Origin of the sequence: Luteolibacter algae (assembly GCF_042683045.1) — a bacterium.
GTDB classification, from domain to species: Bacteria; Verrucomicrobiota; Verrucomicrobiia; order Verrucomicrobiales; family Akkermansiaceae; genus Luteolibacter; species Luteolibacter algae.
The window spans coordinates 109,428-135,445 of record NZ_JBHUIT010000008.1; the positions used below are offsets into that span (position 1 = coordinate 109,428).

Annotated in this window: 23 protein-coding genes; 13 read left to right on the top strand and 10 right to left on the bottom strand. The window is 55.1% G+C overall.

Features of this window, described 5'->3' with window-relative positions; genetic code table 11:
- Window positions 1-127 precede the first annotated feature (127 nt).
- Window positions 128-469 carry a zinc ribbon domain-containing protein gene (locus ACFSSA_RS07270; RefSeq protein WP_386819725.1) on the top strand — a complete coding sequence of 114 codons (342 nt, stop codon included), beginning with the start codon at window positions 128-130 and terminating at the stop codon, window positions 467-469.
- Window positions 470-516: 47 nt separating this feature from the next.
- On the opposite strand, the gene ACFSSA_RS07275 is transcribed toward ACFSSA_RS07270, so the two are convergent.
- Window positions 517-1,818: a dihydroorotase gene (locus ACFSSA_RS07275; RefSeq protein ID WP_386819727.1), complete on the bottom strand. Its 1,302-nt coding sequence runs from the start codon at window positions 1,816-1,818 to the stop codon at window positions 517-519.
- 197 nt (window positions 1,819-2,015) lie between these two features.
- Between ACFSSA_RS07275 and ACFSSA_RS07280 the strand changes: the two genes are divergently transcribed.
- The gene (locus ACFSSA_RS07280) at window positions 2,016-2,951 is read left to right on the top strand and encodes a calcium/sodium antiporter (RefSeq protein WP_386819875.1); all 936 of its coding nucleotides are present in this window, start codon (window positions 2,016-2,018) and stop codon (window positions 2,949-2,951) included.
- Between the two features lie 8 nt (window positions 2,952-2,959).
- On the opposite strand, the gene ACFSSA_RS07285 is transcribed toward ACFSSA_RS07280, so the two are convergent.
- From ACFSSA_RS07285 to trpE, 4 genes are all read right to left on the bottom strand, one after another.
- Window positions 2,960-3,334: an aspartate 1-decarboxylase gene (locus ACFSSA_RS07285; protein WP_386819729.1), complete on the bottom strand. Its 375-nt coding sequence runs from the start codon at window positions 3,332-3,334 to the stop codon at window positions 2,960-2,962.
- Between the two features lie 42 nt (window positions 3,335-3,376).
- Complete coding sequence (locus ACFSSA_RS07290; RefSeq protein ID WP_386819731.1) at window positions 3,377-4,090, bottom strand: 16S rRNA (uracil(1498)-N(3))-methyltransferase; 714 nt, start codon at window positions 4,088-4,090, stop codon at window positions 3,377-3,379.
- Between the two features lie 77 nt (window positions 4,091-4,167).
- Window positions 4,168-4,731 carry an anthranilate synthase component II gene (locus ACFSSA_RS07295; RefSeq protein ID WP_386819733.1) on the bottom strand — a complete coding sequence of 188 codons (564 nt, stop codon included), beginning with the start codon at window positions 4,729-4,731 and terminating at the stop codon, window positions 4,168-4,170.
- A gap of 44 nt (window positions 4,732-4,775) precedes the next feature.
- Window positions 4,776-6,275: an anthranilate synthase component I gene (gene trpE / locus ACFSSA_RS07300; RefSeq protein WP_386819735.1), complete on the bottom strand. Its 1,500-nt coding sequence runs from the start codon at window positions 6,273-6,275 to the stop codon at window positions 4,776-4,778.
- A 104-nt stretch (window positions 6,276-6,379) separates the two neighbouring features.
- Between trpE and ACFSSA_RS07305 the strand changes: the two genes are divergently transcribed.
- On the top strand, window positions 6,380-7,666 hold the full coding sequence (locus ACFSSA_RS07305) for a hypothetical protein (RefSeq protein WP_386819736.1): 1,287 nt from the start codon (window positions 6,380-6,382) through the stop codon (window positions 7,664-7,666).
- A gap of 228 nt (window positions 7,667-7,894) precedes the next feature.
- On the opposite strand, the gene ACFSSA_RS07310 is transcribed toward ACFSSA_RS07305, so the two are convergent.
- Genes ACFSSA_RS07310 through ACFSSA_RS07320 form a run of 3 tightly spaced genes read right to left on the bottom strand, consistent with a single transcriptional unit; the run spans window position 7,895 to window position 11,867 of the window.
- Complete coding sequence (locus tag ACFSSA_RS07310; RefSeq protein ID WP_386819738.1) at window positions 7,895-9,592, bottom strand: putative manganese-dependent inorganic diphosphatase; 1,698 nt, start codon at window positions 9,590-9,592, stop codon at window positions 7,895-7,897.
- A 21-nt stretch (window positions 9,593-9,613) separates the two neighbouring features.
- A complete protein-coding gene (gene argS / locus ACFSSA_RS07315; protein ID WP_386819740.1) occupies window positions 9,614-11,359 on the bottom strand; it encodes an arginine--tRNA ligase in 1,746 nt (581 codons plus the stop codon).
- A 16-nt stretch (window positions 11,360-11,375) separates the two neighbouring features.
- On the bottom strand, window positions 11,376-11,867 hold the full coding sequence (locus ACFSSA_RS07320) for a PTS sugar transporter subunit IIA (protein ID WP_386819742.1): 492 nt from the start codon (window positions 11,865-11,867) through the stop codon (window positions 11,376-11,378).
- A gap of 206 nt (window positions 11,868-12,073) precedes the next feature.
- Between ACFSSA_RS07320 and hemC the strand changes: the two genes are divergently transcribed.
- From hemC to ACFSSA_RS07370, 10 genes are all read left to right on the top strand, one after another.
- Window positions 12,074-13,027, top strand: a complete 954-nt coding sequence (gene hemC, locus ACFSSA_RS07325) for a hydroxymethylbilane synthase (protein ID WP_386819744.1) — start codon at window positions 12,074-12,076, stop codon at window positions 13,025-13,027.
- Window positions 13,024-14,532, top strand: coding sequence for a uroporphyrinogen-III C-methyltransferase (gene cobA / locus ACFSSA_RS07330; RefSeq protein ID WP_386819746.1), 1,509 nt, complete (start codon window positions 13,024-13,026; stop codon window positions 14,530-14,532). The genes hemC and cobA overlap by 4 nt, the downstream gene beginning before the upstream one ends.
- Before the next feature lie 90 nt (window positions 14,533-14,622).
- Window positions 14,623-15,057, top strand: a complete 435-nt coding sequence (locus ACFSSA_RS07335; protein WP_386819747.1) for a hypothetical protein — start codon at window positions 14,623-14,625, stop codon at window positions 15,055-15,057.
- Window positions 15,054-15,818, top strand: coding sequence for a metal ABC transporter ATP-binding protein (locus ACFSSA_RS07340; RefSeq protein WP_386819749.1), 765 nt, complete (start codon window positions 15,054-15,056; stop codon window positions 15,816-15,818). The genes ACFSSA_RS07335 and ACFSSA_RS07340 overlap by 4 nt, the downstream gene beginning before the upstream one ends.
- 14 nt (window positions 15,819-15,832) lie before the next feature.
- Window positions 15,833-16,687 carry a metal ABC transporter permease gene (locus tag ACFSSA_RS07345; RefSeq protein ID WP_386819751.1) on the top strand — a complete coding sequence of 285 codons (855 nt, stop codon included), beginning with the start codon at window positions 15,833-15,835 and terminating at the stop codon, window positions 16,685-16,687.
- Entirely contained in the window at window positions 16,684-18,609 is a 1,926-nt protein-coding gene (locus tag ACFSSA_RS07350; RefSeq protein ID WP_386819753.1) for a phospho-sugar mutase, read from the top strand. The genes ACFSSA_RS07345 and ACFSSA_RS07350 overlap by 4 nt, the downstream gene beginning before the upstream one ends.
- Before the next feature lie 138 nt (window positions 18,610-18,747).
- The gene (locus tag ACFSSA_RS07355; protein ID WP_386819755.1) at window positions 18,748-19,410 is read left to right on the top strand and encodes a TPM domain-containing protein; all 663 of its coding nucleotides are present in this window, start codon (window positions 18,748-18,750) and stop codon (window positions 19,408-19,410) included.
- Window positions 19,407-20,441: a hypothetical protein gene (locus ACFSSA_RS07360; RefSeq protein WP_386819757.1), complete on the top strand. Its 1,035-nt coding sequence runs from the start codon at window positions 19,407-19,409 to the stop codon at window positions 20,439-20,441. Before ACFSSA_RS07355 ends, ACFSSA_RS07360 begins: the two co-directional genes overlap by 4 nt.
- A 66-nt stretch (window positions 20,442-20,507) precedes the next feature.
- A complete protein-coding gene (locus ACFSSA_RS07365; protein WP_386819759.1) occupies window positions 20,508-21,932 on the top strand; it encodes an MATE family efflux transporter in 1,425 nt (474 codons plus the stop codon).
- An 83-nt stretch (window positions 21,933-22,015) separates the two neighbouring features.
- Complete coding sequence (locus ACFSSA_RS07370; protein WP_386819761.1) at window positions 22,016-23,035, top strand: aldo/keto reductase; 1,020 nt, start codon at window positions 22,016-22,018, stop codon at window positions 23,033-23,035.
- An 83-nt stretch (window positions 23,036-23,118) separates the two neighbouring features.
- Here the strand turns inward: ACFSSA_RS07370 and ACFSSA_RS07375 are convergent, their stop codons facing one another.
- The gene (locus tag ACFSSA_RS07375) at window positions 23,119-24,390 is read right to left on the bottom strand and encodes a cation:proton antiporter (RefSeq protein WP_386819763.1); all 1,272 of its coding nucleotides are present in this window, start codon (window positions 24,388-24,390) and stop codon (window positions 23,119-23,121) included.
- A gap of 86 nt (window positions 24,391-24,476) precedes the next feature.
- Window positions 24,477-25,970 (bottom strand): sodium/proline symporter PutP, encoded by a 1,494-nt coding sequence (gene putP / locus ACFSSA_RS07380; protein ID WP_386819765.1) that lies wholly within the window; start codon window positions 25,968-25,970, stop codon window positions 24,477-24,479.
- Window positions 25,971-26,018 lie beyond the last annotated feature (48 nt).

Below are 26,018 nucleotides of genomic sequence, written 5' to 3' on the forward strand. Positions count from 1 at the left end.
TTTTCAGCCGGATAAAAATGGAGGGGTTGGCTGGGACGACGGGGCGGGCTGAAGCCCGCGGTCCGGGTGGGGGGGAATCGGCAATCGACATCGGTTAGGGTAAGTTTAGTAATAGGGCATTCAGACTATGAAAAATTGCCCTTATTGTGCGGAGGAGATCCAGGATGCTGCGGTGAAGTGCAAGCACTGCATGGAATTTCTCGATGAATCCAAACGGCCGGTGGCGGTTGCGGCAGTAGGGGACGGGGTGCCGTGGTATTGCAAGCCGGGGGTCATCGTCATGACTTTGCTGACCGTGCCGCCGTTCGCCCTGCCACTGATTTGGCTCCATCCAAAGCTGAATATCGTATGGAAGGTGGTGATCACGGTGATCATCGGACTGATCTGCTGGGGAATGTATCAGACTTTTGTCCGGTTCGTTCAGCAGTTTGACGAAGCGACGAAGATGCTCAAGGACATGCCGTTCTAAGTTTTTTTAGAACGGCAATAAGTTACTTGGGACGCACGATCAGCCAATCAGCGCTCCAAGAGAATTTCATCGCCGAGCACGACGAGATCGATACGGCCGCTGAGGGTCTTATCGAGGAACGGGGTGTTCTGCGCTTTGGATTTCATAAAATCCTTGGTGAATGTGGTGGTTGCCTCGGTATTGAAGAGCGTGAGGTTGGCATGCTCGCCTTCCTCGATGCTCGGGACCTCCAGGGACATCATGCGGCGGGGCTCCGCGGAGTATTTTTTAACCAGGGTATCCCAGCCGAATTTTCCTTCCTTGATAAAGTGGTGGTAGAGGGAAACGACCGCGGTATCGAGGCCGGTGATTCCATTGGGCGCCGAGACGAAATCCTGCGATTTTTCGAAAGGTGTGTGCGGCGCGTGATCGGTGGCGATCATATCGAATGTGCCATCGAGAAGGCCTTCCAGTAAGGCTTCGTTATCGGCTTTGGTGCGCAGCGGCGGGTTCATTTTGTAATGCGTGTCAAAATCGCCGATGTGCTCGTCGGTGAAAAGAAGGTGGTGCGGCGAGACTTCAGCGGAGACTTTTACATCGCCGCGGGATTTCCACCAACGGATGGTTTCCATGCCCATTTTTGAGGAAACGTGCTGGATATGGATATGCGAGCCGGTGGCGTGGGCGAGGCGGATATCGCGATCGATAATGATTTCCTCCGCGCATGCCGGAGAACCTGCGATTCCGAGCCGGTAGGAGACGGGACCTTCATTGAGCGCACGCGGCCCGGCGAGTTCCGGGACCTCGCAATGTGAGGCGAAGAACATGCCGAACTCCGAGGCGTATTGCATCGCGCGGTAGAGAATGGAGGAGTTGATCGTGGTATCGCCATCGTCGGTGAGCATTTTCACGCCCTGATCACGCATGCCATCGATGGCGGCTAGCTCCTTGCCTTCGCGGCCCTTGGTGACGCAGCCGGAGGTGTAGACGGGGATGCGTGAGTTCTTTTTAGCGGAGTTCAACACGGCGGCGACGCTGGCGCCCGAATCGATTGCCGGGGCGGTGTTCGGCATCATCACCACGCCGGTGATCCCGCCGTTGATCGCAGCTTCCGAGCCGCTGGCGATGTTTTCCTTCTGCTCCTGGCCGGGCTCGCGGAAATGCACGTGGGCATCGAAGAAGCCTGGGCAGAGGATCTGATTTTTACAATCGATCACGCGCGTGCCGTCCGCGGGAGAGATGCCGGAAGCGATTTTCTGGATCACACCATCCTGGATGAGGACGTCGGCGCTTTTCAGCTCGGCTGAGGATTCGGAAGCGATACGGGCGTTTTGCAGCAGCAGGTTCATGCCGCCGATGTTAGGATTCAAAATCCATCCTTCAACTCCCAAACGAAATGAAAACCTTCTCCGCGTTTGTCTCCGGGGACAGGAATCAGGCCCTCAAAATCTGCGCTTGACGGGGAACCGGGATACGGATTGTGTTGCGCCCAACACACCAGATCGTGGGCAGTCGCCGACCAAACCACGAACATCCGGAAACAACCATTCTTCCAAAGCACGTCGTTATGTTTCTGATCATTATTGGTGGGTTATTGTTATTTTTTGGAGCCGAGGGTCTTGTCCGTGGTAGTGCGAGCCTTGCGTTACGCCTTGGAGTTCACCCATTGATCGCCGGCCTGACTGTGGTCGCTTTCGGGACCAGTGCTCCGGAGCTGAGCGTTAGTGTATCCGCCGCTTTGGAGGGCCGGGGAGGGATAGCCATCGGTAATATCGTCGGATCCAATATTTTCAATATCGCGGTCATTCTGGGAATTGCCTCGCTTATCAACCCGCTTGGCATCCATCTTGATATTTTGAAACGCGATATTCCCGTTTTGATTGGCACATCGCTGGTTGGCATGTTTCTGATCGCTTCCGGAAATGTCACAAGAGTTGCGGGTATTCTGCTGGTGATCGGCCTATTGATCTATCTTTTTTTCACGATCAAAGCCGCGCGGAAGAGCTTTGCCGCATCGGGAGCGCCACCCGGAGAGGTTGATCTCCAGCCATCGAAGTCGATTCTGATCGATCTCGTCTTCGTGGCCGGAGGACTGGCGCTGCTCGTCTACGGATCCGGGCTATTTGTTGATGGTGCCACCTTCCTCGCTAAAAAAATCGGAATTTCGGATGCAATCATCGGACTGACGATCGTTGCCGCCGGGACAAGTCTCCCTGAATTGGCCACGAGCGTGGTTGCCGCTTTCAGAAAGCAGTCGGACATCGCTATCGGGAACGTTGTCGGCTCAAATATTTTCAACATCCTCTGTATCCTGGGCCTCACAGCATCCGTTTCCGGAGATATCGATTCCTCCGGGTTCGAGCTGCGGGATGGATTGGTAATGCTGGGGCTGAGCTGCCTTCTATTGCCATTTTCGATGAGCGGAATGAAAATTTCCCGCTGGGAAGGCAGCGTATTGCTTCTCTGCTATCTGGGTTACCTGATGGTGCTTTGGCCCCGCTGAATGGAATTTCAGCGATTCCGGAGAATCTCGTTGTTGTCTCCCATGAGGAGGTTTTTCGGTTTCAATGGGGTATCGGAGTAACCGAAAGCCATGATCGCCACCCGTTCTCCCTTTTTGATGAGGTGTGCGGCACCACCGTTGATGAGAATTTTCCCGGTGTTTGGCGGACCTTCGAGAACGTAGGTCTCAAGCCGTGCGCCGGTGGTAATGGAGGCAACCAGGACCTTCTCGCCGGGCCATAAATCGGCTGCATCCATCAGATCGCGGGGGATTTCGATACTGCCCTCGTATTCGACATCAGCCTCGGTGATGACTGCGCGGTGGAGCTTTGACTTCAGGACCTCACGGACCCAGAGCTTGCCTGATGCTTGATCGCCATTCATTTCGGGGGGAACGAACACCTTGGAAGGCGTTCTAGTCAAGTTTTAGATGTATTGGAAACGAATCGCGGAGAGGCAGAGCATCGTCGCCGTCTCCACCCGGAGAACCAGATTTCCCAGGGTGACCGGGATGAAGCCGGCGGCGATCGCGGCGGTGGTTTCATCTTCGGAAAAATCTCCCTCCGGACCAATTGCCACGGTGATCGCCTCCAGATCCGGATGCGACTGGAGTGTTTCGCGGAAATTTTTCGGATTTTCCGCAAGAGACGCCAGAATTTTCAGCTCGGCTGTGTCCTGGTTGGCGATCCATTGGGTGAAATCAAGTGGATCCTCAATAATTGGAATCGTGTCCTGTCCGCACTGCTTGCAGGCTTCCAGAGCGATGCGGCGCCATTTTTCCGCCTTGTCATCGCCAGGGCTGACGATGGTGTGGCGGGTGACGAGCGGTTGGATTTTTGAAACACCCAGCTCGACGGCTTTTTGAACGATCCACTCCATGTTTTTTCCTTTTGGAATCGCTTGGGCGAGCGTGATTTCCGGTAGCGGCGTGTCGTGTGATTCGGCAAGCTCCAACATCAGATCGACGCGTTGCTTGGAAACACTGAGCACCTTCGCTTCGGCACGACTGCCGCGGCCATCGAAAACCGTGATCGTCTGGCCTGGCTGGATCCGAAGCACCTGGGCGAGGTGCTTGGCTTCAGTCCCGTCGAGGAACGGGGTTTCAGTCCATTGTTCCGGAGGAAGGTGAAAGCGTGGCATGGTGGGAAAAGGGAGAGGAAGCGTTTGGTGGGAAAGCGGTGAACGGTCTTCGAGAAAGCACCCCCGGAAAGCTGGGCTTAGAGGCTGAGGAAAGTTTCGAGAATTTGTTTTCCGTTCTCCGTGAGTATCGATTCCGGGTGGAACTGGACACCATGCACTGGGTGTTCCTTATGGCGCAGGCCCATGATCTCCTGTTCCTCGGTCCAAGCGGTGATTTCCAGACAATCCGGCAGAGTCTCACGCTTCACGATGAGTGAGTGATAGCGGGTGGCCTCGAAAGGATTCGGCAGATTGGCGAAGACACTTTTGCCGTTGTGATGGATTGCCGAGGTTTTGCCATGCATCAGCCTGTCGGCGCGGACGACATCGCCTCCGTAGACTTGTCCGATGGATTGATGGCCGAGGCAGACGCCAAGGATGGGAGTCGTCTGACCGAGCTCCCGGATGAGATCAAGGGAGATGCCGGCTTCGTTAGGCGTGCATGGGCCGGGGGAGATACAGATTCTTTCCGGAGCGAGCTTTTTCACGTCTTCAACGCTCAGGGCGTCGTTGCGGAAAATTTTCATCTCCACACCCAGTTCGCCGAAATATTGGACAAGGTTATAGGTGAAGGAATCGTAGTTGTCTAAGATGAGGAGCATGGGAAAAGTCGGTGCTTGGTGATCGTTTAAGGGTAAGAGGTCGGTCAATCCTCGATGGTCTTCGCCAAGGCGATGGCGCGGAGCAGGGCTTTGGATTTGTTGACGGTTTCGTTGTATTCGTAGGTTGGATCGGAGTCTGCGACGACTCCCGCGCCAGCCTGGACATGGGCTTTGCCGTCTTTTAGTAGGCAAGTCCGCAGGGTGATGCAGGAATCGTGCGAGCCATCGAAGCCGAAATAACCAACAGCTCCGGCGTAGGCGCAACGTTTGTTTTTTTCCAATGAGTTGATGATCTGCATCGCGCGGATTTTTGGTGCGCCGGATACCGTCCCCGCCGGGAACGTGGCGCGAAGCACATCGTAGGCGGAATGTTCGGGATCGAGCACGCCGGAGACGTTCGAGACGATATGCATGACGTGGGAGTAGCGCTCGATAATCATGAAATCATCGACCAAAACCTTGCCGTGCTGCGCGATACGGCCGACGTCATTTCTGGCCAGATCGACAAGCATGAGGTGCTCGGCACGTTCCTTGGGGTCTGCCAGAAGCTCGGCGGCTAGGGCATCGTCTTCCTCCTGGGTTTTGCCCCTCCAGCGGGTGCCGGCAATCGGACGGATATCGATGCGGCCACGGATGGAACGGACATGGACTTCCGGAGAGGAGCCGACGAGCGCGAAGTCTTCCATTTCCAGAATAAACATGTAGGGCGATGGGTTGACATGGCGGAGCGCACGGTAGAGATCGACCGGGGATTGATCGAAGGGCACGGTAAAGCGCTGGCTCGGAACGAACTGGAAGATATCGCCGGCCGCGATGAATTCCTTGCCATCGCGGACGATTTGCTCGTATTCGGCCTGGGTCGTATTACTTTCGGCGGGTTCGTCGGTGATCTTCGCGAGGCCGTTGAGCGCCGGGACGTGGAGCGGGCGGTTGAGTATTTCGATGATGGAGGCAATTCGCCCGGAGGCTGTCGCGTAGGCCTCGGCGGGGGAGGCGTGCTCATCGAGAAAAGCATTGGCGATGATCTGCAGGCGGCGGAGGCGATGATCGAAAACCAGTAAGGTATCCGCGAGCATGAACAGAGCATCCGGCACGCCGAGGGGATCCGAAGGTGGCTCGCCCAGAGATGGCTCGAACTGGCGAATCGCATCGTAGGCAAGGTAGCCGACCATTCCGCCCGAGAAAGGTGGTAGTGCGGGATTTTCCACGGGTTTGAAGGCTGCCATTTCACGCTCGAGCGCTGCGAGAACATCATCCGGAGCAGTTAAAGAGCGGGTTTTGCTCCCGTCTTTGATGGTGATTTCCTTACCATGGGCAGTGAAAATACGTTTTGGTCCGGAGCCAACGATGGACCAGCGTCCGCCTTTGTCAGTTGCTTCGGCAGACTCGAGAAGGAAGGAATTTTTCGTGTCGCGGAGCTTGAGGTAAGCGGAGATGGGTGTTTCGAAATCTGCGGCAAGCTGAGTGAAAACAGGGATCACGTTTCCTTGTTTTGAAAATTGCTCGAAGGCTTCGATGGATGGCTCGACGGGTAAATGACTCACGGGCGGGAGGATGGTGCAGAAAGTGGCGCTTGGTCAATGTTGATGGCGGAAAGCATGTTGGTTTCCGGCTTTGCATTTTTTCCTAATGCAGGGATGTTTGGCGCGTGGAGATTGCGTTGGAAGATTTGAAGAAGGCTCTGCCGGAAGGCGGATTGTTTGGCGGTGGAAACTGGCAGTGGTCCCCGCAGCCCCTGAAGCTCAGTGCTGCCGAGGCACGGGAAATGACATCCCTGGGCCATCCACTGGCAAAGTTCCAGCAGGCGAGTGATATGCTGTATCGGCGGTCTGCGGCGGGAAAAATCGCCCCGTGGCTGGCTGAACTGCTCGATCAGGGAAAGCCGGACTGGCTGGCCGGGCTGCAGCGGGAGGGAGGGATGGCAGAGCAATTTCCGCGCGTCATCCGCCCGGATCTGATTTTGGCAAAAGGCCATTTCGCGGCAAGTGAGCTCGATAGCGTGCCGGGCGGGATGGGAATCACCGCATGGCTTTCGAAGGTCTACGCAGACGCCGGTTTTGAAGTGCTCGGCGGGCCGGATGGGATGGTGGAAGGTTTCCGCTCTCTTATGCCGGACGGTGGCGATATCCTGGTGTCGGAGGAATCCAGGGATTATCGTCCGGAAATGGATTGGCTGGCTTCCCGGCTTGGGGATGGCTGGAAGACCGAAGCGGCAGAGAGCTACGTGGAAAACGGACGGGACGTTTACCGCTTTTTTGAAAATTTTGATTGGAAGGCAATCCCGGGTTTCCGCGATCTGGCCGGGAAATCAGCGAAAGGCGAAATCAATGTCACGCCACCCTTCAAACCGCACCTGGAGGAAAAACTGTGGCTGGCACTTTTGTGGTCACCCTCGTTGAAAAAGCTCTGGGAGCAAACGATGCGGGGAAGCCATTTGCAGAGATTGAGAAATCTCGTTCCCTTTGGTTGGGTGATCGATCCCGAGCCTTTGCCTCCGCATGCGGCGTTGCCGAAACTGGATGTCCATTCGTGGAAAGAAGTCGCCGACTTTTCCCAGAAGGAACGCCAGCTGGTATTGAAGATCAGTGGGTTCCACGAATCCGCCTGGGGCTCTCGCGGGGTTTTCATCGGCCACGATCTTTCCGCCCAAGAGTGGAAGGAACGGCTGGATACTGCTCTGAAGCAGACGGGCGAGCAAGCATGGCTGATGCAGGAATTTCACGAAGGCCGGCGCTTCGAGCATCCGATTTATCAGGAGGATGGCAGCGTGAAAATGGTCGATGTGCGCGCCCGGCTATGTCCGTATTTTTTCACCGATAGGAATGGCGAGACTTCGTTTGGCGGCTGTCTGGCAACGCTGGTTCCCGCGGATAAGAAAAAAATCCATGGAATGAGTGACGGAGTTCTGGTCCCTTGCATAATTGGCGAGGATTAACGCATGAAAAGGTGGCCGGAATCTAGGATTTTCCGGCGATAATGTGATCGTGGATTTGGGAGCTGAGCTCATCTATGTGAGAGCTCAACCTATGGGTAAGTGCCGTCAGCTCGGAGTCGCGTTTCATGAGCTCTACCATGGGCTTCAGCTGCTCTTCGGATTCCACTTGGCGCTGCGAGGAGATGGCGGCGATATCTTCACCGCAGTGCCGCAAAGATATGGAAGGCTCTAGGAATCCTCTGATGGCTGTAGATGCGCGTGCTCGATCGCCTCGCAAACCGCCGGAAAGATCTGGCGTTTACGCGAGACCACGCCGGGTGCGACATAGAGGTTATCATCCAGACGATTGAACGGAAGTCCTGCCACGATGCTCTCTTTACCGACTGCGAGGACCATACTTTTGAGCAGGGCGACGTCCGTGATTACCAGAACGGCGATGTCATATTTATTAGCATCCAGTAGATCCTTTAACGCTTTTTCCAGCTCTTCCCGGCGTGCTTTGAATCCATGGAGATCCCGTTCCTCCACTTGCGAGATACTCAGGAACGTGCCTTGTTCATTGAACTCCTTGCGGTCCGAGTTGAGGATTTCATCTGCGGTGCCGTTGGCGATCAACGAGCCGACGGCAAAAAATTCCTCCGCGAACTCTTTGGCATCAACCCGGGCGATGCCGCTCAGCCAGGTGAGCATTTTTCGATCAAGTTTTGTCGTTGTCGGTGAGGTCAGGCAAAGGGTGTCCGAGACGATTCCGCCGCAGAGGCAGAGTGCGACGGAAGGTGAAGGAATGAGATCCCGGTGGAAAAATTTCCGCGCGACGAGTGTGCAGGTGGAGCCCACAGGTTCGTTCAGGTAGCGAATGGGCTCGCGTGAAACGAGGTCTCCGGAAAGCCGGTGGTGATCGATGACCTCAGTGATTGTCGCTTCCTCGATCCCGGAAACCGCCTGGGCGTATTCGTTGTGATCGACGAGGGCGAAACGCAGTTTCGGGGGATCGACCAGATCGGATTTTGCCAATACGCCAAGCATCGTATTTGTGCCCAGCTCCATGACTGGAAACAAGTCCTGATCGACGGTGACGAGTTGTTTGCGGATTTTTGAAACCGGCTCATTCTCGCGGATGGAGATGAAATTGGTTTCCATCACGTGTTGGACGGTTCGTGAACAGCGGATCAGCGTATTCGCACTCGCGGTATCCTGCCGGCAGCGCAAAAGCACTGTGCCTTTGGCAATGGCGAAGTCTTTAATCTCCTGGGAAATCTGATTGCTGCCGGTAACCAGCAAGGCTCTTGCACCCTTTTCGATTGCAAGCCGCTGGACGATTGGGCGGTCGCCGCAGATTACCAGGAAGCGCTGGATATTGCCCTCATTGGTCGCCTGTTTGAGACGGGACTCCACCGTCTGCTGGGAGGAGGCGCCGACGAGGAGAATCAGATCTTCCTCCGCATCACTGTCGCAGATCGTCGCGCCGTGGCTTTCCGCTCCGAGGGTCGCGGCCAGGTTGTTGAGCGAGGCATGGACTGTCCGGACGCTGATTCCCTCGGTGTTTTCCGGCAGTAGGAGCTTGAGAAGATTGATATACTGCAGCATTCCGATGACTTTTCCATCGTCCATCACCACCGGCACGCAGCGGATGGAAGCTGCCAACATGCGGTTGTAGGCGACAAGGAATGTATCGGTGGGGCGGACCTGGATGATCTCGCGCTTGCAGATCATGCCGGCATCCGTGCGAGCGTCGGTCAAAAGGACCGGAGCCTCACAACCCGCCTTTTCCAAGACCCATTTCGTGCGTTGGGAAACCTCTCCACAGCGTGCTGCGACGGCTTCGGGTTCTTCTCCGCAGGCGCGTAGAAGGGCGGCGTGACCGATGGCAGAGCATACGGCATCGGTGTCAGGGTTTTTATGCCCAATAACGTAAAATGGAGACATGATCTTGCTAAACTATGAATGTTACATGCGCTCGGGGCAACGGATTCCTAGTAATCCGAGACCTTTTTCCAGCGTTCTTGAGCTTAGCTCACAAAGTGCCAGTCGGCTGGATTTTACGGGTTCTTCCGATTTAAGAACCGGGCATGCCTCGAAATAGGAATGGAAGGCGCGTGCCAGCTCCAGGAGATAATTCGTCAGCAAGTTTGGGCGGTAATCCTCAAGGACCAGCGGCACGACTTCCCCGAAACGTGCCAGCAAACGCGCGAGATGGATTTCCTCCGGCTTCTCCAGAATAATCTTGATGCCTTCTGCGGAAAACTCACTGTCCAGCTTACGGAAGATCGAACGAATACGGACATTCGAATATTGCAGGTAGGGTGAAGTGTCCCCTTGCAATGCAAGCATTCTGTCCCATGCGAAAACGTAGTCGGTAAGACGGTTCTGGGAAAGTTCCGCGAATTTCGCCGCCCCGATGCCGACGATTTCCGCGATTTCCTCCGCCTCTTTTCCTTGTAGATCAGGATTCTTTTCCGCAATGGCTGCTGCTGCGCGTTCGACCGATTCTTCGAGTACATCCACAAGGCCGACATTATCGCCAGAGCGGGTTTTCATCAGTTTGCGATCCTCCCCAAGGATGGAGCCGAAAGCAATGTGGCGGAAGTCTCCGGTTTTGCCCCAGCGCTCCGCCGCTTCGAAAATCTGACGGAAATGTAGCTGTTGCGGCACTCCGACGACATACCAAACCTGATCCGCGTTCCATTCGTCGATGCGATATTTGATGGTTGCCAAGTCAGTGGTGGCATAGAGAAAGCCACCGTCCGCCTTGCGGATGATCGCAGGGTTGTCGTTCCAGCCATCCTCGCGGTGAACTTTGAAAGGGTCCTGTTCCTGGGCTTTCGTTCCGTCCGAGAAAACGCAGATCGCACCATTGCTTTCCTTTGCCAGGCCTTTCTCGACAAATTCTTCCACCAGCCCGGGGAGCATATCGTTGTAAAAGCTTTCACCCAGCCAGTGGTCGAAACGGACATCCAGGCGATCGTAGATTTTCTGAAGCCCGGTCTTCGATACATTGATGCATTGTTGCCAGATGGCGAGGTTTTCGGCATCGCCTGCCTGGAGTTTCACCAGCTCCGACTTGCAGGTTTCCAAAACGGAGGGGTCGTCTTTCGCCGATGCGTTTACCTGGCGATATACGCGGACCAGCTCTGTGATCGGATCGGCCGCCAGCGCATCGTGATCCAGAAGGGTCTTCCAACCATGCAGGATCATGCCGAACTGAGTGCCCCAGTCGCCGATGTGGTTATCGGCAATCACATCGTAGCCGAGGAATCGGGCGATGCGGCAGAGTGAGTCGCCAATGATTGTGGAGCGGATGTGGCCGACGTGCATCGGTTTTGCAACGTTTGGCGCGGAGAAATCGACAACGACGCGAATTCCTTTCCCTGGCTCCGGGGCACCAAGGCGTGGGTCTTTCAGCAAAGACTCTGCGTGGGCGGCATAAGCGGCCGGCAGGATGGTGAAATTGAGAAAGCCCGGACCATCGATTTTTGCCGTGGCGAGCTCGCCGAGATCAATCTCATCGAGAATTTGCTGCGCCAGCACCCGTGGGTTGGTCTTTTGGCGTTTCGCCAGAACCATCGCGGAATTGCTCTGGTAATCGCCGAAGCGAAGATCCGCCGCGGGAGCGATATTGGGGGCGATGGCTTCGCCCAGAACTTTTTCTAGGGCTGAAGCGAGGCGGGATTCGAGATTCTGAAGGAGAGTCATTTGGAAAAAAGTGGCGTCAGCAAGGCTCGCCGCTTTCCTGACCTTTACGCAAGGGTTTTGGGTCAAGAATTTCCAAAATTTCATCCCTGCTTTCGGCCGCGCCTAATTTTCGCCTGACTTCACAGTTGGTAAACATCTTTGCGATCGCGGCAAGTGTCCGGAGGTGAAGGTGGTAGTCCTTGCGGGGCACGATGAAGAGAATAATGAAATGAACCGGGGCATTGTCGAGGGCCTCGAAATCGATCCCCGCCTTGGATCTGCCGAAAACTGCCACGACTTCTTCCATCGTGTCGGAGAATGTGTGGGGAATCGCCACGCCGGAGCCGATCCCGGTGCTGATCTGGGCCTCACGTTCCTGAAGTGCTGTGAGAATCCCTTCCCGGCAGGTGGCCGGAATGTCGCCTTTTTCGCTGAGGAAATCGACGAGTTCCTCGATGGCAGGCCAATGCTCTGTCGCCTTCATGTCCAGAAGGATGCGGTCGATATTGAGCAGTTTAGCTAACTTCATAAGTATCAGGCGTTCATTTCGAGAGATGCACTCACAGGAAGAGTGGGCGGGATTATCTTTCCAAATGGTTCTTGGCAAGAAGATTTGCAGAATTTGCAAGGATACAGTAATTGCAAAACCTTGAAAATAAAGGGTGAATCGGTTGGCTGACGTTTCTTAGCCTTGCACCGGAGCGTCTCGCGTTGCATTGAGGGGCGGACGAAATTATGAGCGGCACCAGGAAAGAAATCATCATCGGCACGAGAGGCAGTGAGCTCGCGCTCGTGCAGGCCACAACGACCGAGGGCTTGCTCGGAGAAAAGTTTCCCGAGACGGATTTCCGCCGGGAAATTATCAAGACGACCGGTGACAGGCGCACGGATGTGTCTCTGGCCAATGTCGCGAAGGCTGAGGGAATCTTCGATAAAGGTGTGTTTATCAAAGAGCTCGAGGAAGCCCTGGCCGATGGCTCGATCGACATTGCGGTGCACAGTCTCAAAGATATGCCCACGGTTCTCGATCCTCGTTTTATTCTCGCGGCAACCTTGGAGCGTGCGCCGGTAAAGGATGTTTTGCTATCCAAAGCGTCCGGTGGGCTGGCCGCCTTGCCGCAGGGAGCTCGGGTAGGCACCAGCAGTGTGCGCCGTGCCAGGCAAATCGAATTTCTCCGCCCGGATCTGACATTGCTCGATCTGCGCGGAAATGTGCCGACACGTATCCGCAAGCTCGCCGACAATGACGAATATGATGCGATTCTTCTCGCCGAGGCTGGCCTGGTGCGCCTCGGCTTTCTGCCTGAAAGACCGGCAGGGGATGCGGAAACAGTAACCGGGCATCCGCAGGTTTTCGCAACGCGGCTGGACGAAAGCGAATTTTTCCCGGCCGCCGGGCAGGGAGCGATCGGCCTGGAAATCCGTGATGGCGATGATGCGTCCGCAGTATATGCGGCGGCGATCAACCACCGGGAAACATGGATCAAAGTCACCGCCGAGCGGGAATTCCTGCGTCTGCTCGATGGCGGTTGCCATACCCCTGTCGGCGTTTACTCTTGCCTGGAAGGCGAGGAAATCAGTCTCTACGCCCGTGTCTTCCCTGAGGAAGGCGGCACTCCGAAAACTGGTGAAGCCAAGGGCCCGGACCCGCTCGCCGTCGCACTCGAACTTTTTCAATCTCTCAAATGAACTCCAAAGGTATCTGTTATCTCGTTGGCGCCGGACCCGGCGATCTCGGTCTTGTCACCCTTCGTGCAAAGGAATGCATCGAAATCGCGGATGTCCTCGTCTACGACGCGCTGAGTAGTCCGGAACTGCTCCATTGGACAAAGAAAGGCTGTGAGAAAATCTACGTCGGCAAGCGTGCGAAAGATCACGCCGTTCCACAGGATCAGATCAATCAAATCATCGTCGACCATGCGAAAAACGGTAAGATCGTAACCCGCCTGAAAGGTGGCGATCCGATGATTTTCGCCCGTGGCGGCGAGGAGGCAGCGGAGCTTGCGGAAGCCGGAGTTGCCTTTGAGATCGTGCCGGGCATTAGCTCCGCGATCGGGGGCCCTGCTTACGCGGGGATTCCCGTGACGCATCGCGATCACAATACCCAGCTGACTATTTTCACCGGACACGAGGACCCGACAAAAGGCTATTCCTCGATTGATTACGCGCAGCTTGCGAAAACTCCCGGCACGAAGGTTTTCCTGATGGGAGTGGCGCGGTTGCGGGAAATTACCAGCTCGTTCATCGAGAACGGAGCCGCTGCCGATACGCCGATCGCTTTGGTTCGCTGGGCGACCACCGGCTCGCAATGGACCATCGAGGGAACTCTCGAAACGATTGCGGATATTGCGGAGAAGGAAGGGTTTTCTTCTCCGGCGGTGGCAGTGATCGGAAACGTCGTGAAGGAACGTGCGAAGATCAACTGGTTCGAGAAACGTCCGTTGTTCGGTAAGAAAATTGTTGTGACTCGCACTCGCGAGCAAGCGGGCGATCTCACCAAGCGGCTGCAAAATCTTGGCGCGGATGTGATCGAGCTGCCGACGATTCGAATCGAGCTGCCGGAGGATCGTGAAGGTTTTGCCGAAGGGGTGACACATGCCCACGAATACGATTGGCTGATCTTCACGAGCCCGAACGGTGTGGAGAAGTTCTTCGATGCCTTTTTTGCAACGTATGAGGATGCCCGTAGTCTCGGTAATCCGAAGATTGCGGCGATCGGTGCGACAACTGCCGCGAAGATCCGCGAATACCGCATCGGTGTCGATCTGATGCCCGAACGCTACGTGGCCGAAGGGCTCTTGGATGCATTCAAGGAAATCAATATCGAGAATCAAACGGTGCTTTGGGTGAAGGCCGCGGAATCGCGTGATGTGATTTACGATGGTCTGATGAAACTCGGTGCCATTGTCGACGAATGCGTGGCCTATCGCACAGTTCCCGAAACCGAGGATTTTACCGGCGCCCAGGCCAAGTTCATCGAAAACGGAGCTGACATGGTGACCTTCACCTCCAGTTCGACAGCGGAGCATTTCTTTGCGCTGGATCTACCGTGGCCGGAGGATTGTGTCGCGGCTAGCATCGGGCCCATCACTTCCAAGACGCTTAGCGGGCTGAATCACAAGCCTGCGGTCGAAGCCGTGCAACACGATATCACAGGGTTGGTCTCGGCGATTGAAGGCTATTTCCGGAAGTAAGGCTTTGCCGGGCTGGCCACCGGGCTTTGCGCAAAGAAAAAAGTCCTGAGCCGGGCTTGCAAGTCGATCCTCTTACTGCACGTTAGTTGCGTGAGAGGTTCGCCATTGCTACGCACATTGATTATTCTGACACTCCTTTTTGGTTCCGGTCTGGGCTTGCTGAAGCTTACCGCCAGCGAGCCGGTGACGCCTGTTTCCAGAAAAATATCGGAAGCCGGGGGCAAGGACGATCGGGACGCGATCATAGCCAGATATTTTCTCACTTTCTCAGAGCCGCCGATCGAAGCTGTCCTGGAGGGAAACGGCAGTTCGGAACTTGATCTCGGAGTGGATACGGTGGATTTCACGGGGGAGTTAACGATTGATCGCACATCCCCAGTGGTTTTTCTAACTGCGAAATGGGTGGGAGAGAATGTTGGACATCGTTTTGCAAAGCTGGTGATTGAGGCTCCCGGCGAAATGACATTCACGCATGTTTTCGATGCTTCAGGAAATATAGATGACTTTGTGGAACTACCGTTTTGAAAGAGGAAACCGATTACATCAGCCATGATTGCTGCGCCCATCACGGTCATCACCACGAATTGGTGATCGAGAATCTATCCGTGGCATATCGTGAGATTCTAGCATTGGAGGGTGTCAATATCGCGACTTCCTGCGGCAATCGTGTGGCTCTCATCGGCCCGAACGGTGCCGGGAAATCCACCTTGTTGAAATCCATCGCAGGTCTTGTCCCCAGAAGCAGCGGAGAAATCCTCTGGCGCGGAACATCGGTAAAAAAATGGTCCCGGGAGTTCGCCTACCTACCCCAGCGGGAAGAGATTGATTGGTCGTTCCCCATCACCGTGCGGGGACTTGTCGAGATGGGTCGGTATCCGCAGACCGGCTGGTGGCGGAAATTTTCGCTGGAAGACAGAAAAGCGGTCGATCACGCGCTGGATTCGCTGAATCTGAACGACCTGCAAGACAGGCAGATCCGCGAGCTATCCGGCGGGCAGCAGCAGCGGGCTTTCCTTGCACGATCGATTGCCCAGGAAGCCCATGTCTTATTGCTCGACGAGCCTTTTACCGGTCTGGATCGCAATGCCGCACTGTTGCTGGGCGATTTGTTGGCCCGGCTCGCGGCGGAAGGACGGCTGGTCATCGCCTCGCACCACGATCTTGTCTCGGCGCATGAGCTTTTCGATGAAGTGCTGGTGTTGAATACCAAGCAGGTCGCCTTCGGGTCCGTTGCCGAGGTGCTGACGCCCAATCTCATCTCCGAGACTTTCGCCGTGCCGCTTTGACGAATTTACCTGTTATGTTTGAAGAACTTTTAAGCAGTCCCTTTTATCAACGAACGCTAGCTGCTGCCGCATTTATCGGCTTTTCGAATGGATTTTTCAGTGGATTTGTCATCCTCCGGAGGAATGCGCTCTCGGTCTCCGCATTATCGCATACGATGTTGCCAGGGATTGCGTTGGGGATCTTGATGACCGGTTATCTCAGCCAGTGGAATGCATTCTTTGGCGCACTCTTCGCCGCCTTGCTGGTTGGGCTGGGATCGGTCGCGGTCGCCCGGGGCAAACGGATCGCGGAGGGGACTTCCCTGGCGGTTCTCTATACCGCAGCTTTTGCGGCTGGTGTGGCAATTCTGCCCAAGCTCGATACCCGCTCGGAGCTGGAGCACTGGCTTTTCGGGGATATCATGGCGGTGGGAAATCCGGATCTTTGGATCGCTTTTTCCATTGGCTCGGTGATTTTGATTGTGACGAATCTGTTGATGCGTCCGCTGCTTCTGACGCTGTTCGAGCCGAATGTGGCCGCTGCCCAGGGTGTGCCGGTGAGAACGATGCAGTATCTGGTGTTCGGGATGCTGGTGCTGGCCCTGGTCTCCTCGTTGCAGGCTGTTGGCTGTGTGCTTTCAGTCGGCCTGCTGGTGACTCCGGCTGCCACAGTCTCGCTACTGACGGATAAAACCTCCGCGCTGTTCTGGGGGGGCGGACTAATTGGTGGAATCGGCTCGGTAGCTGCTGTCGTGCTATCCAGCCCTTTGGGGATCTCACCAGGCCCGGCCATCGTGATACTCCTGGGGATTTTATTCATTTTAACCTACCTCTTTAGTCCCAAATACGGTCTTCTCTCGCCGAAAACTATTTCCAAAAAAAATACATGAACGATTTACCGGAACAACTCGCCGCGGCTGTCGAATCAGGAAAACTTCTCGAATCCGCCAAACACAATATCGAGGCGTTGCTGGCAGGTGCTTCTAGTGATTTACCGATGAATGCGGTAAAGGAGCTTGTCGCCGAGGGAAATTTCCCAGAGCTCAATGACCGTTTCTTCAAAACGCTTGCCTTCGGCACCGGCGGCTTGCGGGGACGCACGATCGGGCGTGCTGTGACAGCTTCCGAGCAGGGAGCGGGCGGACCGAACGATCGTCCGGAGTTCCCATGCGTGGGCACGGCGACGATGAATTATTACAATCTCTCCCGGGCAGTGCGCGGGTTGGTCGCCTATGTGAAATCCGCCGTGGGCGAGGGTGATAAGCCGACCGTGGTTTTCGCCCACGACACCCGGCATTTCTCGAAAAATTTTGCGGACTTCGGTGCCCGTATCGCCGCCGATCTTGGTTGCAATGCGTATGTCTTCGATGGTCCTCGCTCGACGCCGCAACTTTCCTTTGCCGTCCGCCAGCTCCGTGCGGATGCGGGCGTGGTGATCACAGCCAGTCACAATCCGGCCCACGATTGTGGATTCAAAGCGTATTTCAATGATGGTGGCCAGATCGTCGAGCCGCACGCTACAGCGATCATCAAAGAAGTGAACGCGATCACCAGCGAGCGTTACGAGCCGCTTCCGGGAGAGGAGCAAGGAAAGGTCGATGTGTTGGGAGAAGAATTCGATCAGCAGTATATTGATTTGCTCAAGACGCTTCTCCTGCAACCCGCTCTGCTTGAGAAATCGCCGACCAAAATTGTTTTCACCAACCTCCATGGCACCGGTGGCCACATCAATGTGCCGATGCTTCGCAAGCTCGGTTTCGAAGTGCTGACGGTCCCGGAACAGGATATACAGGACGGACGTTTCCCAACGGTCGAGTCACCGAACCCGGAGAATGCACCGGCGCTGGCGATGGCGATCAAGCTGGCGGAGAGCAGTGGCGCGGAGATCGTGATCGGCACGGACCCTGATGCTGACCGTATGGGTGTGGCAGTGCGCGATTCCGAAGGGAAGATGGTGCTTCTCACCGGCAATCAGATCGGCTCGCTGATGGCATGGTATCGCCTGAAAACCTGTTTTGAACTTGGCTGGCTGACAAACGCGAACCGGACCCGCGGCGTTCTGGTTAAAACATTTGTGACCACAGAACTGCAGAGCGCTATTGCGAATTCCTTCGGTGTCTCCGTGGTGGATACGCTCACGGGCTTCAAATATATCGCCGCGAAACTCAAGAAATACGAGGACGCGATCCCTGCGGATAAGAAAGGTGACTACCGTTCCCTGACGCAGGAGCAGACACGAAAGCTGCGGCTCGAGTTCTCACGTTTCTTCGTTTTCGGCGGGGAAGAGAGCTATGGCTACCTTGGCTCCGATGCGGTGCGCGATAAGGATGCCAATGGTGCAACACTGATGTTTGCCGAAGTGGCTGCCTATGCGAAATCAATCGGGAAAACGCTGCCGGATTTACTCGATGATCTTTACCATGAGTTCGGCTACTATTTGGAAGTAGGCAAGGCCTTGACGATGGAAGGCGCGGATGGTGCCGCGAAGATCCAGGCGCTCGCCAGCTCCTATGCCAATCATCCTCCCAAGGAAATCGATGGGGCGGAAGTGATCCGTTTCCGTGATTTTTCCACCCAGGATATCTACGATCAGGAAGGCGATCTTCTGCCGAAAGAGAAGATGTTGTTTTTCGATCTGGCCGATGGGCGGTCGTTTGCCGTGCGTCCCTCAGGCACGGAGCCGAAGATCAAATACTATCTCTTTGGTAAATCGGACGCAGGTGTTGATCTCGCAGAGACCAAGCACGCCGTTGCCCAGAATTTGACCTCGCTTTGGCAATGGATTGAGGAAGATGCAAAGAGCCGTGGGTGAACCATCCCATTGAATGTTTCTTCGGAACGGTAGGATCTGGTTTTCCGGATTCTGCCGTTTTTTATGACCCTGGGATAGGAAAGGAAAATATTCACTTTAACGTAATAAATTCTTGCAAAGGAGTGTATAGTCAGAGCCATGAAATGTCCGCGTTGTGTGCAGAGAATCCATCGGGCGGCTGCGGCTTGTCCGCACTGTGGATTTTCGCTTGCCGATGCGGATCGGATGTTTGGCGATGGTGAGGTAAAGCTACGGAGCCTCACGGATGCAGCAGGGATTTTCCGTCGGCAGGACAGGGACAAACTGGAGGATTTCATGGAACGTTTCGGCGAGGCGTTTCCCCAGATGTTTGTCGCGGTTTACACGGGAAGCCTGGGTGAAACCGGAAATCTCCGCCAATTCGGATTCTGGCTTCTGAACCGTGGAGTTTTTGAAGACGTTCCGGTGGAGAAGCCGAATGAAGCCGGGGTCCTGATCGTGATTGATCCGGATACAAAGACCGCAGGGATGACCTTCGGATATTTGTTGGACGCATTTTTCGAGGAGAAAGACACCTTTGATTGCCTCACGCGGGCGCATTCCCATTGGCTGGAAGGACGCTATGCGGATGGTCTTTTACGAAGCCTGAAGCATCTCGATAAACTTTTACGGAAGCGCTGCCGCCAAGTGCGCAAAGACCCGGAAAAATACGAGCGGCGTGTGGTCAATCCGGTGGCTGTAGAGGATCTGGTGAAAAAAATCCGTGGTGAGATGCCGAACCAGCTTCCTTGCGAAGAACCGGAAACGGAGGTGAAAAAATGAATTTCCGATCGCTGGGCCTCATTTCGTTTTTTTGCCTTTTTGGTTTTTCCGCAGCAGCTTTGACAGAGCCACCGTTGCCCAGTTGGAATCCGGAGGAACATGAGAAAATGCTTTCGGACGGTTGGCTTGCAGGAAGCACATTGCTTACCTATGAGCCTCTCCCGGAAGAAAAGAAGGCGGATGAGACGCCACTTGAAGTGGAAGAGCCCACCCCTGATGAACTCGCCGAGGAAGTCGATGAGAATATCGTCAGCGAGGAGTATCTCAGCGATTATTTTGCCGAAAAGCCTGCGAATTTCATCGTCGATCCGCAGAACTTGCTTTCGGTAAAACAGCAGAAGGATTTGAGCGCGTTCCTGAATTATCATGCGGGCGATTCCTCTATCGATATGTATGTGTATGTTTTCGGAACGGATCAGGAGATTCCCGGAGATGTGCGTGAAGAAGAGGTCGTTGAACGGCTCTATTCCGTTGGTAAGCCTGCCGTCGTTTTATACTACTACCTTGGTGCTCCACAGAGATCCGCGATGTATCTGAGTCCGGTGATTACCGATGCCGTCTCCGCCGCGGAACAACGGCGCGCCCTGCAAAGTTCGGAAATTCAAGCGTTCGATAGTGTGAATTCCTTTGATCAGTTGGAGGCATTTCTGGTGCAGATGTCGATCAGAATTTACTGGATGGAGCGGATGATTGAAGGAACTGCGGTGGAGACCATGAAGACGATTCCTGCTGGTGCCACGGCGCGGAAATTTCGGGTTCGTGAACAAGAGGACACAAGCTTTGTGCTACCGGGCTGGATGAAAATTACTCTGGCTGCCATCATTTCCACGATAGGTGGGCTGCTTGTGATCAGTAGCCTGTGGATGTGGTTGAGGAGTCGGCAACGGTTTATTTTTCCGGATTTTGAAGTGGAGCAGAGGCTTGGCGGGAGCCACGCGGCAGGAGTGGGTGCGGTGATATCGTTCGCTAGCAGTGCGGTGCCACCGGCGCGGCAGCGGGATCAGGTTCCCGATTACATGCGCCGGGCATGATGAGTCATACAGTTAAGACCATTGTGAGATTGAAGAACCACGGATACCTGCCGAACCTCTGAGCGGATGGATAAACCCGGTATATCTGTGGAGGCAAGGGAACGCGCGGCGGAAGAAGTCGAACTCGCCGGCAAGCTGGGCGGGATGTCCCTTACCAGGCAGGTGTTGACCCTGGCGATGTGGCCGCTGCTGGAGCAGATTCTCGCCTTCTTCGTAGGGATGACGGATATCCTCATCGCAGGGCGCATGGCGGAAGGGGCGGAGCGGGTCGCTATCCTTGATGCAATGGGGCTCGGCGGTTATATTTCCTGGTTTATCTATATTTTCCAGGGCGCTGTGGCCACCGGTGTAATGGCTTTGGTTTCCCGTTCCATAGGCGCCCGTGATGAGAAGCTGGCAAACCGGGGACTTGGACAAGGTCTCTGGCTGGGAGCCTTGGCAGGGTTCGCAGCATTTTTGATACTCCAGATCGGCACCGATTATGTGATCCAGTGGATGGGGCTTTCACCGGCGGCAGGAAGGCACGCCGAAAGCTATATCCGCATGTTGGCGTGGTCCGGACCGATAGCGGGAGCGATGTTTGCCGTGAATGCGGCGCTGCGCGGCTCTGGCGATACCAAAACGCCGTTCCTGGCGATGGTGGTTGTCAATGCGGTGAACATGGCGGCGAGCGTTTTCCTCGTTTTCGGGCCAGGGCCCCTTGGAGGAAGAGGAGTCGAGGGGATAGCCCTGGGAACTGTGATTGGCTGGATCGCAGGGCTTTTCACCGTGGTGGTGATGCTTGCGATCAAAAGGCGGGAAGGTCTCCGCTGGACGCGTGAGGGGCTGAAGCTACACGGGGAAACCCTGCTGAGAATTTGGCGGGTCGGGGTGCCGCAGGCAGTGGAGATAGCAGTGATGTGGACGATTCATTCGTATGGATTACGGGTAATTTCGAATCTGGGAAACGAAGGTGCACTCGGTGCGCATTTCATCGCTATTCGTCTCGAATCCATGAGTTTTTTACCCGGCTTTGCGATTTCAGCAGCAGCAGCAGCACTCACAGGCCAGTATCTCGGGGCAGGTTCAAAAAAAATGGCGGTAAAGGCGGTGAGGCTGTCATGGAAACTGGGCGCAGCGCTGATGATGTTCATGGGCATGTGTTTCGTCTTCGGGCGCGAGTGGCTTATCGGTCTGATGGCTCCCGGCAGTGAACTCCATGCGGATTTGGCTGGTCCTCTGCTATTGGTCTGTGCAGTCACGCAGCCTTTTTACGCAACCTGTATCATCCTCAAAAGCACGATGCGTGGAGCGGGCGCGACAAAGCTCGTCATGCGCTGGTCTTTCACCAGTATGTTGTTTTATCGCATCGGGGTGCTGTGGCTTCTTTCGCACTTCGGTTGGGTGACGCTTACGGGAGTGTGGATTGTTTTCGGCATGGATCTCTTCACCCAGGCACTGGTGTTCTCCCGCCTGCATTTCAAAGGCCAGTGGCTCGACGCAAAGGTATGATCCTTTCCGGGCTGTCTCGCTAAGCAGGTGACTTGTTGGCATCCCGCACTTGCACCTCAGGGAAAGATCGGCATTTTAGGCGCATGGAAAAACGAAGACTCGGAAAAAGCGGAGTGGTGGTGAGTGAGATCTGCATGGGCACGATGACCTTCGGTCTACAAACGGATAAGAAGGCGGCTCTACGGATCATGGACCGCTCGGTTGATGCGGGTATTGATTTCTTCGACACTGCGGAGGTCTACCCGGTGCCACCTTCCGCCGAGCTTGCAGGCAATACTGAGGAAATAGTAGGGCGCTGGCTGAAAACGAAACCACGAGAAAGCGTCATCATCGCCACCAAGATCGCCGGTGCGGCGCATGGCTGGTTCGTCCCGCTGGTGCGGCATGGAAAGGCAGCTTTGGATCGCCGTCATATAAAAATCGCCATCGAGGGGAGCCTCCGTAGATTGCAAACCGATTACATAGACCTCTACCAGATTCATTGGCCGGATCACGGAATGCGGGCGGAAGATACCCTGGAAGCTCTTGATGAGCTTGTGCGCGAAGGTAAAGTCCGCGCGATCGGCACCAGCAATGACAATTCCTTCGGCGTGATGAAAGCGCTCTGGACCGCAGATAAGGAAAAGCTCACCCGTTATGATACCATTCAGAATAATTTCTCCCTGAATAACCGGCGTTTCGAGGATGAGCTTGCGGAAATCTGTCGGCGGGAAGAAGTCAGCCTCTTGCCATATAGCCCGATCGCGGGTGGGGTCCTTAGCGGAAAATACAACGATGGCGCTCTTCCGGTCGGCGCACGTTTCAGCGAGTATATGGCTACAGGTGGCCCACGCCAGAAAGCGATGGCGGAACGTTTTTTTAATCCACGCAGCGAGGAATCCACCAAGCGTTTCATGGCGATCGCCGCCGAGGCGGGGATTGATCCTGTGACAATGGCTGTTGCCTGGAGCAAACAGCATGACTTCGTCGCAAGCACGATCGTAGGCGTCAGTTGTGAGGAGCAGCTGGAACCTATTTTTGCGGCAGCTGGGCTGAAACTCAGCGAGGAAACACTTAAGGCGATTGATGAAGTAAGCGAAGAAATCCTATATCCCATGGGATAAACCGTGGGCCATGGCGGCGTGCAGGTTCAGCTAGCCTCCGACCCGGAGCCGGATTCGTCTGATTGGTCGCATCCTCTCCGGGCTCAAACCGTTTCCGCACTTTTTTCGCGGTGAATCCGATTTGTCTTTCCTAGCTTTTTGAGGATTTTGGAGGCTGTCACGCCATGCAAAATAATCGAAAGTAGCACGGTAAAGGAGACTGCGGACCAGAGTAGCGGAAGCTTATCGAACTCCGCATGATGCTGGCCGTATGAGAGATAGTAGAAGGAGCCGACGCCGCGGACGCCAAGAAAGGCAACAGCGGCTCTTCCCGGCCACGGCAATGCAGAGCCGATCATCCCGACCAAACCGGCAAGCGGACGCACGACCAAAAGAAAGGATGAGCCCAATACCACAGCCGGCCAGGTCAGTGAGTTCAGAACGCCGCTTGCGAGTAGTCCTCCGAAGCCAATAAGGATGATGACCATGGTGACACGTTCGATCTGATCGACAAAACTATGGGTTCTCTTGTGCAGGCTGCTGCTTATTTCCTGCTGTTTTGCGGTGACGGCGGCGATGAATACGCTCAGAAATCCGTAGCCATTCACCAGCTCACCCAGACCGTATGCCAACAGCAGAGCGGAGACAACCAGGAGCCCGGCTGATCCTTCATCGACGATGGCACCACTGTCAGTGGGATTTTTTCCGCGCTTGAAGGCAAGCCATGATCCCACTTTTCCCACTGCGAGACCAACCGCGATCCCTGCCGTTATTTTCCATAAGACATCGACTCCGAACCATTTGAAGAGCAATCCATCCCCGTCACTTGCTAGAGCCATTGCGAGGTAAACAAACGGAAATGCGAGGCTATCGTTGAAGCCTGCTTCCGTGCTGAGATTGAAACGCACATCGTCCCTTTCCGCATCTCCCGGCGGGCCTACCTGCACGGCACGTGCCAGCACTGGATCGGTCGGAGAAAGACAGGCGCCCAGAAGAATCGCACCAGCGAGGGAAAGCCCCAATAGCCACCAGCTCAGGAAGGCGATGGCTGCGATGCATAGGGGCATTGTCACCAGGAGCAGAGGCAGAACCTGCTTCCAGTTCGACCACGAAAACTTCCGGTCGATTGATAATCCCAGACTTACCAGCGAGAGGATGACGATGATTTCAGAAATGTATTCTACGGCGATGGTCTGCTCCGCATCGAAAGCGGGGGATAACCAGCCGAGATCCAGTGGCAGAGAGAACAGCAGCCAGCCGAGGGCGACGTAGACGATGGGAATCGAGAGCGATGTGCCTTCCAGGCGTTTTTCCAGCCAAATGCTTCCTCCTATAGCAGCGCCAAAAATAACGAAAAGCAGTATGCGTGGCTCCATTCAGAAGCATTCCACCGTTCCCGCAGCCCGCAACTTTTTATCCCCGGATTCCGCTCAAGAAGGTTACCTTCTGAATGGAATTTCTTTCACGATTCCGACTTGGGTCGGAACTCGTTGGTCGATGGAATCACACGACTGACCACGATGATCGCAATCCACGCGAAAACAAATCCGGGAACGATTTCATAAATACCCGGCCCGCCGAGAAATGAATCCCCCCAGCCTAGAGCGATCCATCCAATGACAGTCACGGCACCCGTGAGCATGCCAGCGATCGCTCCCGCCCCTGACATTTTTTTCCACGTCAAAGCCAGAATGATCATCGGGCCGAAAGCTGCGCCGAACCCGGCCCAGGCATTGGATACGAGCCCGAGAACCTCGGATTTTGGATCGCCTGCCATGAGAGCTGCAATGATACCGACCAGCAGAACACTTACCCGGCCTACCGTAACTAGCTGCTTCTGGCTGGCCTTTTTATTCATGAACAACAGGTAAAAATCCTCTGTAAGCGACGAAGACGAAACCAACAATTGGCTGGAAATCGTCGACATGATTGCGGCTAGCAGGGCGGCGTAAAGAAAGCCGGTGACCAGCGGATGGAACAATAGATCCGCCAGGACGATGAAGATCGTTTCCGGATCCTCGATCGCAATTCCGTTCCGCTCAATATAGGCGCGTCCGAAAATTCCAAGGCCGATGGCACCCAATACGGAGATGGCCATCCAGCTCATTCCGATGTTTCTGGCCTTTGCCACATCGGGGATGGATCGCACCGCCATGAAGCGGACAATGATGTGAGGCTGCCCGAAGTAGCCCAGGCCCCAGGAGATTGCGGAAATGAAACCGAAGAAGGTAAGTCCGTGGAATAGCGAGAGAAACTGGGGATCGATCTCGCTGAGATTTCTGCCTGCTGTGGCCATTCCTTCGCCTTGCCCGGTGGTTAGGATGACCAATGGCATGACAACCAGAGCGAGCATCATGATGCAGCCCTGCACAAAATCGGTGAGACTCACCGCCAGAAAGCCGCCGATGACCGTGTAGGTAAGAACGATGATCAGTGTGAACCAAACACCGAAGGCATAGTCGCTAATCATGCTGAGATTGATCAGATCACCAAAGGCACTGGCGAAAAGTTTACCTCCCGCGACCAATCCCGAAGCGGTATAAACGACGAAAAATACCACCACGATCACTGCGGAGATCATCCGCAGGGCCATCGCCTTGGAGGGGAAGCGATTTGCCAGAAACTGCGGAACCGTCAGTGCGTTATCATAACGCTCCGTTTGTTCGCGTAGACGGGGTGCCACGATGATCCAGTTTGCCAATGCACCGAGAAAAAGCCCGATGCCGATCCAGGCCTCGACCAGACCGGCGGCATAGAGCGCACCCGGCAATCCCATCAAAAGCCAGCCGGACATATCGGAAGCACCTGCGGAAAGCGCCGCGACTGCGGGATGCAACCGGCGACCTCCCAACATATATTCCTCATTGGTGGAGGTTGACTTTTTCGCGGCGTAAAAACCAATCGCGATCATCAACCCAAAATATAAAATCAAACTTATCCAAATACCAATTGCCATGTGTTTTACAGTCGTTAAAGGGGGCGACCCTCTCACATGGGTTGGAGA

Bases quoted from the DNA above. Each gene is read 5' to 3' on its own strand.
- ACFSSA_RS07360 (WP_386819757.1), top strand. From the start codon at position 19,407: ATGAATTTCCGATCGCTGGGCCTCATTTCGTTTTTTTGCCTTTTTGGT.
- ACFSSA_RS07285 (WP_386819729.1), bottom strand. From the start codon at position 3,334: ATGAATGGCGATCAAGCATCAGGCAAGCTCTGGGTCCGTGAGGTCCTG.
- ACFSSA_RS07280 (WP_386819875.1), top strand. From the start codon at position 2,016: ATGTTTCTGATCATTATTGGTGGGTTATTGTTATTTTTTGGAGCCGAG.
- putP (WP_386819765.1), bottom strand. From the start codon at position 25,970: ATGGCAATTGGTATTTGGATAAGTTTGATTTTATATTTTGGGTTGATG.
- ACFSSA_RS07310 (WP_386819738.1), bottom strand. From the start codon at position 9,592: ATGTCTCCATTTTACGTTATTGGGCATAAAAACCCTGACACCGATGCC.
- hemC (WP_386819744.1), top strand. From the start codon at position 12,074: ATGAGCGGCACCAGGAAAGAAATCATCATCGGCACGAGAGGCAGTGAG.
- ACFSSA_RS07270 (WP_386819725.1), top strand. From the start codon at position 128: ATGAAAAATTGCCCTTATTGTGCGGAGGAGATCCAGGATGCTGCGGTG.
- ACFSSA_RS07290 (WP_386819731.1), bottom strand. From the start codon at position 4,090: ATGCCACGCTTTCACCTTCCTCCGGAACAATGGACTGAAACCCCGTTC.
- cobA (WP_386819746.1), top strand. From the start codon at position 13,024: ATGAACTCCAAAGGTATCTGTTATCTCGTTGGCGCCGGACCCGGCGAT.
- ACFSSA_RS07375 (WP_386819763.1), bottom strand. From the start codon at position 24,390: ATGGAGCCACGCATACTGCTTTTCGTTATTTTTGGCGCTGCTATAGGA.
- ACFSSA_RS07350 (WP_386819753.1), top strand. From the start codon at position 16,684: ATGAACGATTTACCGGAACAACTCGCCGCGGCTGTCGAATCAGGAAAA.
- ACFSSA_RS07345 (WP_386819751.1), top strand. From the start codon at position 15,833: ATGTTTGAAGAACTTTTAAGCAGTCCCTTTTATCAACGAACGCTAGCT.
- ACFSSA_RS07355 (WP_386819755.1), top strand. From the start codon at position 18,748: ATGAAATGTCCGCGTTGTGTGCAGAGAATCCATCGGGCGGCTGCGGCT.
- argS (WP_386819740.1), bottom strand. From the start codon at position 11,359: ATGACTCTCCTTCAGAATCTCGAATCCCGCCTCGCTTCAGCCCTAGAA.
- ACFSSA_RS07370 (WP_386819761.1), top strand. From the start codon at position 22,016: ATGGAAAAACGAAGACTCGGAAAAAGCGGAGTGGTGGTGAGTGAGATC.
- ACFSSA_RS07365 (WP_386819759.1), top strand. From the start codon at position 20,508: ATGGATAAACCCGGTATATCTGTGGAGGCAAGGGAACGCGCGGCGGAA.
- ACFSSA_RS07320 (WP_386819742.1), bottom strand. From the start codon at position 11,867: ATGAAGTTAGCTAAACTGCTCAATATCGACCGCATCCTTCTGGACATG.
- ACFSSA_RS07295 (WP_386819733.1), bottom strand. From the start codon at position 4,731: ATGCTCCTCATCTTAGACAACTACGATTCCTTCACCTATAACCTTGTC.